Origin of the sequence: Pseudomonas sp. CBS (assembly GCF_024734645.1) — a bacterium.
Taxonomy (GTDB): Bacteria; Pseudomonadota; Gammaproteobacteria; order Pseudomonadales; family Pseudomonadaceae; genus Aquipseudomonas.
Genome location: NZ_CP102929.1, coordinates 752351 through 765164 on the forward strand (window position 1 = coordinate 752351; position 12814 = coordinate 765164).

The 12814-nt window shown below is 57.6% G+C and carries 8 protein-coding genes; 4 read left to right on the top strand and 4 right to left on the bottom strand.

Annotated features, from left to right (window positions below):
* Window positions 1-199 precede the first annotated feature (199 nt).
* Both NVB75_RS03290 and NVB75_RS03295 read right to left on the bottom strand, forming a co-directional pair.
* Window positions 200-1027, bottom strand: coding sequence for a DUF932 domain-containing protein (locus tag NVB75_RS03290; RefSeq protein WP_258345962.1), 828 nt, complete (start codon window positions 1025-1027; stop codon window positions 200-202).
* 149 nt (window positions 1028-1176) lie between these two features.
* Complete coding sequence (locus NVB75_RS03295) at window positions 1177-2106, bottom strand: DUF3577 domain-containing protein (RefSeq protein ID WP_258345963.1); 930 nt, start codon at window positions 2104-2106, stop codon at window positions 1177-1179.
* Window positions 2107-3614: 1508 nt separating this feature from the next.
* Here NVB75_RS03295 and NVB75_RS03300 point away from each other — a divergent pair.
* Entirely contained in the window at window positions 3615-4235 is a 621-nt protein-coding gene (locus NVB75_RS03300; protein WP_258345964.1) for a TetR/AcrR family transcriptional regulator, read from the top strand.
* A 222-nt stretch (window positions 4236-4457) separates the two neighbouring features.
* The gene (locus tag NVB75_RS03305) at window positions 4458-5729 is read left to right on the top strand and encodes an OmpP1/FadL family transporter (protein ID WP_258345965.1); all 1272 of its coding nucleotides are present in this window, start codon (window positions 4458-4460) and stop codon (window positions 5727-5729) included.
* 103 nt (window positions 5730-5832) lie between these two features.
* Here NVB75_RS03305 and NVB75_RS03310 read toward each other — a convergent pair whose 3' ends face one another.
* Complete coding sequence (locus NVB75_RS03310; protein WP_258348515.1) at window positions 5833-6618, bottom strand: SDR family oxidoreductase; 786 nt, start codon at window positions 6616-6618, stop codon at window positions 5833-5835.
* Between the two features lie 104 nt (window positions 6619-6722).
* Complete coding sequence (locus tag NVB75_RS03315; RefSeq protein WP_258345967.1) at window positions 6723-8183, bottom strand: efflux transporter outer membrane subunit; 1461 nt, start codon at window positions 8181-8183, stop codon at window positions 6723-6725.
* 208 nt (window positions 8184-8391) lie between these two features.
* Between NVB75_RS03315 and NVB75_RS03320 the strand changes: the two genes are divergently transcribed.
* Together NVB75_RS03320 and NVB75_RS03325 are read left to right on the top strand one after the other, a co-directional pair.
* Window positions 8392-9501 (top strand): efflux RND transporter periplasmic adaptor subunit, encoded by a 1110-nt coding sequence (locus NVB75_RS03320; RefSeq protein ID WP_258345969.1) that lies wholly within the window; start codon window positions 8392-8394, stop codon window positions 9499-9501.
* Entirely contained in the window at window positions 9498-12575 is a 3078-nt protein-coding gene (locus NVB75_RS03325; RefSeq protein WP_258345970.1) for an efflux RND transporter permease subunit, read from the top strand. The genes NVB75_RS03320 and NVB75_RS03325 overlap by 4 nt, the downstream gene beginning before the upstream one ends.
* Window positions 12576-12814 lie beyond the last annotated feature (239 nt).

Consider the following 12814-nt stretch of genomic DNA (forward strand, 5'->3'; position numbering starts at 1 on the left):
AACAATGCGAATCACGCTGCGTCCGATTTGCTGACCATGGTTTGAAAAAAAACGGCCCCGAAGGGCCGTTAAGTTACAGAGTCTGGATCAGGCAGCGACTAATTGCCGGGCCAGTGCGACCTCGACAAAATTACCGTCTTGGTTGAGCACATCTAGACCGGATTCGAGCACCTGCCGGAGGTGGCGGGGCCCCGAGGCTTCATGCCTTGAGCTGGCGCATGCCTTCGGCCAGGAGCCACAACGCACGGTTCAGGCGCAAGTTCTGGTCGATTCCTTGCACCGGGCGGGTGCGTTGACTACGGCCGTTAGCCGACCGTCCATTTAGACCGCCTTTGACGAGGTTCTCCTGGACGCGGTTGAATACGGCCCACAGGTCGTTCTTGCGATCGTCCCTGCGTCGCGGTACCAGTAGTTGACTCTCTGTGACAGGCATGGACTTGGCTGGGTCTTTGTATTTGAGAGCGAGTGCGGAGTGCGCAAAGATTTGCGCTTCGCCCTCATCAAGGGTGATGGTGCGCATCGCATTTCGCGAGTGCTGCACGCGCTCGAAGCCTTCAAGGACTTCGTAGGCACCTTCGATCACCTGGCTTGCTACGTCACCTTTATGAGGAACGCGAATGTCAGCGGTGGTGTCACCGCAGACCAGGCCGTTGTGACAGACGAACCGGAACATGCCAGCAAGCATTTGGTAGCTGCTCGTGCCATCGTGGCTGTTGAGCAAAATGACTTCGTTGGCCTCGTCGCCGTTGATCTGGCTTGCATGGCGAAGCCTGATGAGATGCTTGGTGTACTCGCGCCGATCCTCGTTGCGTACGCGAGTCTGGCACACCATGAAGGGCTCGAAGCCCTCCTGGCGCAATTTGGCAAGCACAGTCGAGGTCGGTATGTAGGCATACCTATCCGACCGGCTCTCATGCGCAGCGTCAGCGAAGATCGATGGGGCAATGGCACGAATACGCTCGTCCGAGAGCGGACGATCAGACCGTAGGATAGGAGATTGCGGAGCAAAACGGGATGCCAGGGACATGATTGTTCTCCTGTGAGAAAGGTAATAACCGCGCAGTCTTGACGACGCGGAACTCGAGGATGAAAACCGCAGGCACACTGAGCGCCCTGGTGGCGCGGGGGAGGCGGGGGGATAAGAGACGACAAGGCCCCGTGAGGGGCCAAGCCAGATCAGAACGAAGCAACCAATGCCGGTTCCTGTTCCTTGACTTCACCTTCGGGCTCGCGCTCGAAGGATTCGATAGGTTGGTCGGAAAAGGCGGCGGCGGGAGCGTTGATGACGTTGTTGGCTTTCGGCTCAGATGCGTCCTCCATCGGTGTCGCCCTGGCTTGCGCCTGGCTCATCGGATAGACCTGGGTGCCGTCGATCTTGATTAGACCGATGTGAACCAACGTGGATTCCAGGCTCGCGGCCGGTTCTCCGGCACGCTCACCTTTGGTGCGGATGTACGGATCAATCTTCATGTCGTTGAGACGGAAGGCGATCAACACCTTGCGATCCCCTTCGATGGCCTGTACGCACCGGCGGACCAGATGCTCGGCTTCAGGGGTCGTAACGATGGTGTCGAAGTACCGATACTCTGGCTCATCGACAGGGCCGGCCAATGCGCCGATGGAGCAAGACAGGAACGGATCGCCGTTCTTGGGAGTGACGTCCTTCGGACGGTTTAGATATCCGAGACCGCGGGTGATCAGCTCGTGCTGCTTGATCAAAGCCAGTTCGGCCCGCTCGATCAGCTCGGCCTTGAGCAGTCGTGCCTTGAGGGCCCCGGCGGCCTTGCCTTGGTTCTCGCCTTTTTCGCGGATGTACGCATCGCCCCAAAGGTCGCCAAGGCGGAAGCGTACCAGCGGACGCTGCTGTGAGTCGTCAACGCCGAGGTAGCACTGAACGAGCTTCTTGGCCTCGGCCCCCGAGACCTTCACGTCGAAGTAGCGGTAGCTGGGGGCACTTGGGGAGCCGACAAGCGCGGCGATAGTGCATGCCAGGAAGGACTGCGCACGGCGGCCGCCCCTGACGGGCACCTCACGGACACGCTGTATGTAGCCGATGCCCGAGGTGTGGAGGTCGAAATACGATTGCTCGTTGGACATGGTAGTCATGGCGAATCTCCATTGGGATGAAGCGGAGACACACCAGGCCCACGCAAGCGGGGAGAGGTGCGTAACCCCGCTGTGGGTTGATAAGGCGAAGCATCCACCACCGGACAGGCCGGTGGTCACTCGCAGATGGATGCGGTGCGAGTTGGCTCGATCACGCAGCGGGAGCTGCGCCGCAACCTCAAAGACCGATGGTTGCCAGGCATGTCGCTGACAACGTCAGCAGGCATGGGTATAGCATGGTTGGGTCTCGCGCCCGAGGCAGTAATCAATGGGGACTCGCGCGCACCGTTTTGTCTATGGCGACTAGCGTCTGCCATAGCAGTTGCATAGGTGGTGTTGAAATCATCGGAAAAGTCCCGAAAATTCAGAAAGTTGGACCGCGGTGTAGTCCACCCCCTGCATAGGAGGCGTTTCCTAAAGTTGTGGTCAATTAAGTTTCGGAAAAGTGATACACCGTGAGCCTAGTTCTGAGCATTCATGGCTACTACTCAGGCGCTCAAGTGCTACACCTACTTTCGTGCGGAAGACCTAATGTTGCAAAGGGCTTGCCTTTCACTCTCGCGAATCAAGATATGCTGGGCGGCCACAACAAGAAGCGCGGCGATGCTCTGGTCGATGCAGGGCTGCTAGCTCCGTAGTGAACCAGTTTGAAGCTTGCTAATAGGTCAATTAGCGTAGATTTATAATCGAGAAAGAGAGGAGGAAGTTGAGGACTTGAAACGCCTATGATGACCATCTGCGGTATCGGAGGTTGATCAGCCGTTAAAGCACTTCTGCGTGTTGCCGCCTCCGCGGACCTTTAGAGCTGCCCTCCAGTGGTCCCAAAACTGTTAGATACGTACATAACGATAGCTGCCTATTAAGGGGCAGATTCGCTAGGTGCAGTCTAAGGTCTAACACGATGGCTCAGGCTTCTGAGGGAACGTTATCTTGTAGTCTTTGGTGACTTATCAATCGATTTGGCACAGCGTTTTGCACCAAGCAATTGCTGTGGCACTCCTGGGTTAAATCGCAAACAAGAGCACCCTATAAGCGCAGACACCCGCGCCCAGCGAAGGTACAGTGAATGTCATCGAGTCTTGTCTACGGTGACAGATTAAAGTGTTGTCGTTAAACGCTTTAGGCGATGGCTGCGTCTGGCTTGAAGAGAAAGGGATTACGAACTCGTGGTCCACAAGCAGTCGTGAGGTTGAGAAAGGCCACTGTTCTCGGCAGGTCTGGCGCATCAGTCTGTGCGGAGTTGACCTTCCAAGTCAGCTCGTATCGTCCATGGACCCAATCACGTATGTGCCTAAAAAAAACGGCCAGTAAAGGCCGTAAAGAGGATGAATCACAGGAGCTACTGAGGTGAGTGGCGCAATGAAGGAAGGATCGGCTGATGAGTCACCTGGCTCGAACCGACACGCGCTAATGCGGCTGCGCGGCGTAAGCATTTCAATGCCGCCTGTGACCTTATTACAAAATGGTCACGTGTTGTCAAGCCTGAGGCGGATGCGTAAGCTGCACATATGAACCAGCCATCAATTTCTTCGCCCGGCATTCGGGGCCCAGCCGACCATGACATTCGAGATCAGATTGTCGCCGCGGCTAACGAGCATTTCAGCCAGTACGGTTACAGCAAAACCACGGTTTCCGACCTGGCCAAGGCCATCGGATTCTCCAAGGCTTATATCTACAAATTTTTTGATTCCAAACAGGCAATAGGCGAAGCCATTTGCGCAAATTGCCTGGCGGAAATCGTTGCGGCTGTTGAACAGTCCATCAATGTCGATGACATCTCATCGACGGAGCGCTTTAGGCGCATGGTCAGAACCTTGATCTCTACAGGTGTAAGCCTGTTCTTTAATGACCGCAAACTATACGACATCGCTGCGTTCTCGGCGTCAGAAAACTGGCCGAGCTCGCAGGTGTACGACGCACAGATTAAACGCTTCGTTTTGCAAATCGTGCGTGATGGACGGGAAAGCGGTGAATTCGAACGCAGGACCCCGTTAGATGAAACGGTAGACTCCATCCATTTTGCGCTACGACCTTTCGTCAACCCTTTGCTGCTTCAATACAATCTCGACTTCGTTGAAACAGCCCCGACCCTCACCTCGAACCTGATACTGCGTAGCCTCATGCCCTGACTGCTGGCTGTGCGGCGCTCACAATCCTTGCGTGAAAGTCCAAATAACGCATCTTTAGCCTCGCGCTCACCCATTGGATTGAACCGTGCAGAAAAGATTCGGCTGAATAGTGACTATTGACAGAATACGTCACTTGAATGAGCATGGAGTGTCAGTCTAAAAGGGGCGCTTCCAGAACCTCTCCTGCTGATTCCTTTCGGTGTTGAATGAAGAGCGCTAATAATGAAAAAAATCCTCCTCAAAAGTCCGCTTGGGCTTGCTGTCGTACTTGCTTCTTCCAATGCGCTGGCGAGCGGTTTTGCGCTCAACGAACAAAGCATCAGCGGGATGGGGTCCGGATTTGCCGGTCGCTCTTCTTCTGCTGAAGATGCGAGCACGGTTTTCGGTAATCCGGCGGGTATGGCTCGCTTGAAAAGCGAGCAGGTTAGCGTGGGCGGCGCGACGCTTTTCGCGAAGTCGGATATAAGCCAGACGCGCAGCACATTTGGCGGCCAAGAAGACGGCGACATGGTGCCAGTGACCACGGTACCGATGGGGTACTACGTCAAGCCTATTGATGAGCATTGGGCATTCGGTGTGGGATTCTATGTGCCATTTGGTCTGATGACCGATTACGGCAACGATTTTGCTGGGCGTTACTATGCCAACAAGAGTGAAGTCACGACCCTTACGTTTCAGCCCACGGTCAGCTATGCCTTTAACGATAAAGTATCGATCGGGTTTGGCCCTACCATCAACCGCATCAGCGGCGAGCTGTCCGGGATGGTGCCCAATCCGCTGAGCCCCGGCCGCAATGACGGCAAACTCAAAAGCACTGGGGATGACACGGCTCTGGGTTACAACGTCGGTATTTTGGTGCAGGCTACAGACCGAACCCGACTGGGGATGACTTACCATTCCAAGGTCAGCTACCGTCTGGATGCCAAGACCAAGGTCACTGATGGTCTCTTTAGCGTGTTGGGTGTGAGTGGTCGCAGCTATGATGCTTCGCTGGCGGTGGATACTCCAGAGTCCGTGGATATGTCGTTGACTCATCAACTCGATGATGACTGGACCCTATACGCTGGGAGTACCTGGACGCGGTGGAGTCGCTTCAAGGAATTGACCAGCGAGACCAAAGGGTTGCCTCCTTTGTTGAATGCTCAGCTAGGTTCCGTCACCGAAGAACAGAACTGGCATGATACGTGGGCTCACGCGATTGGCGCGGCGTACAAGTTAAATGATCAGTGGGTGCTTCGTTCCGGCTTCTCGGTGGATCAGTCACCCACCAATAACACCGATCGAGGGCCGCGCATTCCTACGGGCGATCGTAAGGTGTTCAGCGTCGGCGCAGGCTGGACCCCCGCAAACAACTTCACAATTGATGTTGCTTACTCTTATCTGTGGGAGGAGAGTGTTCAGATCAATCACGTCTCTGCGACCAGGGGCGCATACAGTTCCAAGTATAAAAACAGCGCGAGCGGTTTTGGCGCCTCTGTCAGTTATCGGTTCTGATTGGCCGCTGTTCCGCACACCGGCCGGGAGTCGCGCTTTACTTCCGGTCGCTTAGAGCACTCCCAACGGTTACCGTTGGGAAAGACGGTGTTTTATCACGCACTCAGACGCCCATTACGTGCTCCATAAGCCCCTGGTGAAACCGACGAGGCGTGGCCCAGGTCAAGACGCTGATGGCCTTGTTGCCGAAACCCGGCACGACGCTCATTCGTCCCGCTTGCAGTGCGCGGATTCCTGCTTGTACCACGGGCTGGGGTTGCATCATCACTCTGCGCAAGAGAGGTGTGATCTTTTGCTTGGCGTTTGATGCAAAGCCTGTATCAGACATGCCAGGGCAAAGCGCAGTGACGACGACACTGTCACCTTTGAGTTCGCGATGAAGCGCATCGGAGAACCTCAGCACATAAGCTTTGGCGGCGGAGTAAACAGCAAAGTTTTTAACGCCTTGATAAGACAGCAGACTGGCAACCATCAAGATATGCCCTTTGCGCCGTGCGCGCATATCTGCAGCAAAAAGACGAGTCATGGCGGTCAGACTGGCGATATCCAAGTCAATCATCGCTAGGGAGCTTTCCAGGGGTTCGTCCAGGAATGCGCCTTGTAGGCCATAGCCCGCATTGTTGATCAGTATGTCGACGACAATGTTGCGATCGTGCAGATGCCGATGCAGATCGATAATTACATTAATGGATGACAGGTCTGCCTGTTGCACCAATACATCGACGGCGTAACGTGCGCGCAACTCATCAGCGAGCATTTCAAGTTCATTCAGCCTGCGCGCGACCAGGATCAGTGATCTTCCTTCTGCAGCATATTGTTGCGCAAACTCTCTGCCGAAACCGCTTGATGCGCCGGTAATGAGTACCCAGGAATTCTCGCTCGACTGCATAGTAATGTTCTCCGGCGTAGTGCTGTTGTGTGGTCCAGCAACTCGCTGCTCTGTGCTGTGCCCAAAGGTCATCAGTCGCCCCTGCGCAAGCAGGCTTGGCTGAATCATCGAGTCGCCACAGGCTGGGGCTCAGGAGCTTGCCAGCCACCGCCGAGTGCTCTGAATGCGGCGACCGCCGCCCGTGCCGATTCTGTTCGTGCTTGAGCGCGAGCATCGGAAGACCGCAGCAGGGTCTCGTCGGCGTGCAGAACATCGATCAGGCTGGCTGCGCCCCTTTCATAGGCTGTGAACGATGATTGGCGGGCCTGTGTCAGAGCGTTCTCGCCTGTGGTGAGGGTGGTGGCTTGAAGTTCTCGGTTCACCAGGGCGGAGAGGGCGTTTTCAACATCCTCGGTGGCGCGTAGGACAGACTGGCGGTAAGCGGCCAGAGCTTCGGCTTCCAGCCCCTTTGCCTGGTCAATCTGTGCGTTTATGCGACCGAAATCGAAGAGCCTCCAGCGCAGGCCCAAGACGCCTGCCGACTGGCTCGCACCACCGGTAAACAGGTTGCCGCCGGATATAGCCGTAGCACTGCCGAGCAATGCGCCAAGTGAAAACTTCGGGTAATACTCGGCGGTGGCTTCACCAATGCGTGCGTTGGAGGCCGCGAGGCGGCGCTCAGCCACAATCAGATCTGGCCGGCGACGCAGTAAATCGGCGGGTGTTCCAGTGCCGTTCAATTGTGGTGCCAGAGGAATCTTGCCCTGGCTCGCCAATTGCGTTCGATGCGTGCCTGGAGGTGTGCCGAGGATCACATCGAGCGCGTTCATGGCGGCATCCAGGCCGGTTTGCAGGGCCGGTACTGTCGCCTGGACTTGCGACAGCGCGCCCTCCGTCTGGCGAACCTCATAGCTGGCGGCGAGGCCTTTGCCATAGAGCAGTTGGACTTTTTCCAACAGTTGCTCCTGCGTTTTGACTTGTCGGTTTGCGATCTCCAGCCGGGCCTGCAATCCACGGACCGCGATGTAGATATCAGCCGTCTGCGCAGCGATGGCCAGGCGTGTGGCGGCAACGCCAGCCTCGGAGGCCTGGTACTCGGCCAGTGCGGCTTCGCGTGCGCGTCGCAGGCCGCCAAACACATCCACCTCCCAGCTCGCATCAAGGTTGAGCTCGTAGGAACTGCCGTATCGATCAAAGCCAGGGGTTGAATTCAGCACTTGGCCGAGTGGCGTCTCGATTGACTGATAGGAACGCGCAGCCTGACCATTGATGTTTCCCGAGGGTAGTAAAGCAGCATTGGCGGCGCCCAGTCCTGCGCGCGCTTGTGTGACTCGCGCCGCCGCTTGAGCCAGGTCCAGGTTCTGCGCAAGGGCTTTAGAGACGAAGTCGGCCAACTGTGGATCACCAAAGCCTTCCCACCACGCGACAAGACTCGCCTGCGCCGTAACAGGCCGCTGTTCAACAGCGGCCTGGCCCATATATCCACCGGAAAGCGGCGCGTCAGGACGCTGATAGTCCGGACCGACCGCGCAGCCTGCTATCAGGCTGGCGCTCACCAAAAGAGCGAGGGGGTGAAGGGAGGGCATTGAGATTCCTTGAATCGAATGTTGGTTGTGACCATATTACTTAATGGTCACAATCTGTCAATTGACACTATCGAGCCGCGGGGCAGAGTGACCGATGAAAAGCACTTTTCCCGCTTTCAAGTTGACGCGCCATGATTGTGACCGTTGACAATTATGGTCACAGGTCTAAAAATATGATTTCCATCCTATTATTGAATCAAGGGAATCTATGCGCCGGCTTCGACCTGTCCCTATTGCCGCTTGCTTGTTGCCTCTCGTCCTGACGGCGTGTGGTGATTCATCCACCGCTCAAGATCCGCGCACGCAAGCCCCTCTGGTGAGGTCGGCAGCGGTTCAGGGTTCCTCCGATATCTCGCGTTCTTTCACTGGGGTGGTCGCTGCCCGTACTCAGGGCGATTTGGGCTTTCGGGTGCCAGGCAAGATCCTTGAGCGTCTGGTTGACACCGGCCAGACCGTCAAGCGTGGCCAGCCGCTCATGCGCCTCGACCCGATTGACTTGGGTTTACAGGCGCGGGCACAGCAAGAGTCGGTCACAGCCGCTCGGGCCCGAGCCAAGCAGACTGCGGATGACGAAGCGCGCTACCGTGATCTGGTCGCAGCAGGCGCGGTCTCTGCATCGGCCTACGACCAGATTAAAGCGGCGGCGGATACCGCGAGGGCGCAACTGGGCTCTGCGCAGGCGCAGGCTGACGTGGCGCGCAATGCTTCGGGTTATGCGGTGCTGGTGGCGGATACCGACGGCGTCGTGGTGGAGACGCTCGCTGAGCCTGGGCAAGTCGTCAGTCCGGGGCAGCCGGTGGTTCGGCTCGCGAGGGCAGGGCAGCGCGAAGCGATCGTGCACCTGCCCGAGACCGTGCGCCCGGCAGCCGGGTCTTCCGCACAAGCGACACTTTATGGCAACACCACCGGTGCTGTTACCGCAAGGCTCAGGCTGCTGTCGGACTCGGCGGACCGTATGACTCGCACCTTCGAGGCGCGGTATGTGCTGGAGGGCGCACTGGCGAATGCACCACTGGGTTCGACCGTCACGCTCAGGATCGCAGACGGCGCGGCGCAGGGCCCGGTATTGCAAGTACCCATCGCAGCGGTTTATGACCCCGGCAAGGGGACGGGGGTGTGGGTCATCGTCGGTACACCGGCGAAAGTGAGCTGGCGGCCCGTGCAGGTCCTGGGTTTGAGTGACGACTCGGCACGCGTCGCAGGCGACCTCAAGGAAGGCGAGCCTGTCGTCGCCTTGGGCGCACACCTGCTGCTCGATGGCGAAGCGGTGCGTCTGGTTCAACAAAGTGACGCCAAGGTTGCGGGGACTCATCCATGAGCGAGGGTCGTTTCAACCTTTCGGCGCTCGCCGTGCGCGAGCGCTCGATCACGGTGTTCTTGATCTTCCTGATTGCCGTTGCGGGCATCCTGTCGTTCTTCCAGCTGGGGCGCGCGGAGGATCCTCCCTTTACGGTCAAGCAGTTGACGGTCATCACCGCGTGGCCGGGGGCTACTGCCCAGGAGATGCAGGATCAGGTGGCAGAACCGCTTGAAAAACGCCTGCAGGAACTGAAGTGGTACGACCGCTCGGAAACCTATACCCGCCCAGGCTTGGCGTTCACGATGCTGTCATTGCTCGATAGCACGCCGCCGTCGCAGGTACAGGAGGAGTTCTATCAGGCGCGTAAAAAGCTCGATGATGAGGCCATCAAACTCCCAGCGGGTGTTATCGGGCCGATGGTCAACGACGAATTCTCGGACGTGACATTTGCCCTGTTTGCCCTGAAGGCCAAAGGGGAGCCACAGCGCCTGTTGGTGCGCGATGCCGAGTCGTTGCGCCAGCGCCTGCTGCATGTGCCGGGTGTGAAGAAGCTCAATATTATCGGGGAGCAGCCCGAACGTATCTTTGTCTCGTTTTCCCATGATCGCCTGGCCACCCTGGGCGTATCGCCTCAGGACATTTTTGCCGCGCTGAACAATCAAAATGTGCTCACGCCCGCAGGTTCCATTGAAACCCAAGGCCCCGAAGTCTTCCTGCGCCTGGATGGCGCCTTCGATAAGCTGCAGAAAATTCGCGACACGCCTATTACGCTCCAGGGACGCACGCTCAAGCTCTCTGACGTGGCGACGATCGAACGTGGTTACGAAGATCCCAAAACCTTTCTCGTCCGTAACAACGGTGAAGATGCGTTGCTGTTGGGGATCGTGATGCGCGAGGGCTGGAACGGGCTGGACCTCGGCAAGGCGCTGGATGCGGAGACGGTCAAGATCAACCAGGGCATGCCGCTGGGCATGGCGCTCACCAAAGTCACCGATCAAGCGGTGAATATTGACTCTGCCGTCGGCGAGTTCATGGTCAAGTTCTTCGTCGCACTGCTCGTGGTGATGCTGGTGTGCTTTCTCAGCATGGGCTGGCGTGTCGGCGTTGTGGTGGCGGCCGCTGTGCCGTTGACGCTGGCCGTGGTGTTTGTGGTGATGGAGGCCACGGGAAAGAACTTTGACCGGATTACCCTCGGCTCGTTGATCCTGGCGCTCGGCCTGCTGGTGGACGACGCCATCATCGCTATCGAAATGATGGTGGTGAAAATGGAGGAGGGCTACGACCGCATCAAGGCGTCCGCGTACGCCTGGAGTCATACGGCGGCGCCGATGCTGTCCGGTACCCTGGTGACGGCGATCGGCTTTATGCCCAATGGCTTCGCGCAATCGACCGCCGGCGAGTACACCAGCAACATGTTCTGGATTGTCGGCATCGCGCTCATTGCCTCCTGGGTGGTGGCCGTCGTCTTCACCCCGTACCTGGGCGTGAAGATGCTACCGAACATCAAGACAGTCGAAGGTGGCCACGCCGCCATCTATAACACCCGTCACTACAACCGCTTCCGCCGGCTGTTGACGCAGGTCATTGCGCGCAAATGGCTGGTGGCCGGTACCGTCATCGTTTTGTTTGTGGTGTCGATCCTCGGCATGGGCCTGGTCAAGAAGCAGTTCTTCCCGACCTCGGACCGTCCCGAGGTGCTGATTGAAGTGCAAATGCCCTATGGAACCTCCATCGAGCAGACTAGCGCCACCACTGCCAAGATAGAAGCTTGGCTACAAAAGCAGGATGAAGCAAAAATCGTCACGGCTTACATCGGGCAAGGCGCACCGCGCTTTTATCTGGCAATGGCACCGGAACTGCCGGATCCGTCATTCGCCAAAATCGTGGTGCTGACGGACAGCCAGGAGGCTCGTGAAACCCTCAAGGTGCGTCTGCGCGAGGCGGCTGCCGAAGGCCTTGCGCCGCAAGCGCGGGTCAGGGTCACGCAACTGGTGTTTGGCCCGTACTCGCCGTTCCCGGTCGCCTACCGGGTGATGGGGCCTGACCCGGAGAAACTTCGCGAAATCGCCAGCCAGGTGCAGGACGTGTTGCAGGCCAGTCCGATGATGAGAACCGTCAACACCGACTGGGGCCCGCTGACGCCGACGTTGCATTTTACGCTGGATCAGGATCGTTTGCAGGCCGTGGGTTTGACGTCAAACGCGGTGGCACAGCAACTGCAGTTCCTGCTGGCGGGCGTACCGATCACGGCGGTGCGCGAGGACATTCGTTCGGTGCAGGTGGTCGGGCGCGCGGCAGGTGATATCCGTCTTGATCCCGCCAAAATCGAAGGCTTTACCCTGGTCGGCACGGCGGGTCAGCGGATTCCATTGTCGCAGGTCGGGGAAGTCGACGTACGCATGGAGGATCCGATACTGCGCCGTCGTGACCGTACGCCGACCATCACCGTACGCGGTGATATTGCCGAGAATCTGCAGCCGCCGGATGTGTCGAGTGTGATTGTAAAGGAACTCCAGCCGATCATCGACAAACTGCCGGACGGCTATCGGATCGAGCAAGCGGGTGCAATCGAGGAGTCGGGCAAGGCCGGTGCGGCTATGTTGCCGCTGTTCCCGATCATGATTGCCATGACGCTGCTGGTCATCATTCTGCAGGTCCGTTCAATCTCCGCAATGATTATGGTGTTCCTCACCTCGCCACTGGGGTTGATTGGTGTAGTGCCGACCTTGTTACTGTTTCAACAACCCTTTGGTATCAACGCGCTGGTCGGGCTGATCGCCCTCTCAGGCATCCTGATGCGCAATACGCTGATTCTGATCGGGCAAATCCACCACAACGAACAAGAAGGGCTGGACCCTTTTAATGCGGTGGTCGAAGCCACCGTACAACGGGCCCGCCCGGTCTTGCTGACAGCGATGGCGGCAATCCTGGCGTTCATCCCGCTGACCCATTCGGTCTTCTGGGGGACGCTGGCCTACACCCTGATCGGAGGCACGTTTGTCGGGACCATTGTGACGCTGGTATTCCTGCCCGCGATGTATTCCATCTGGTTCAAGATCCGTCGCACCACTCAAACAGCGAAACTTAACTAATCACGTTCGACGGATAAATGAAGAGGATTCAATGAATAATCCCGCCGGTCAAAGCGCATCGTAGTCACATGTAGAGGCGGGGGTGCTAATGGGAGGCGCGCGCGGGCGAAAATTTTGATAAGAACTATATCGATCGAAAGCTGGTAGCGCCCGGGAGGCAGCGGATGAGTCGCTACAAAGGTAGTCGAGCAAACATTGCACGAGCCCACATTCTGGAAGATGCGCCTAAGTTTTATCAA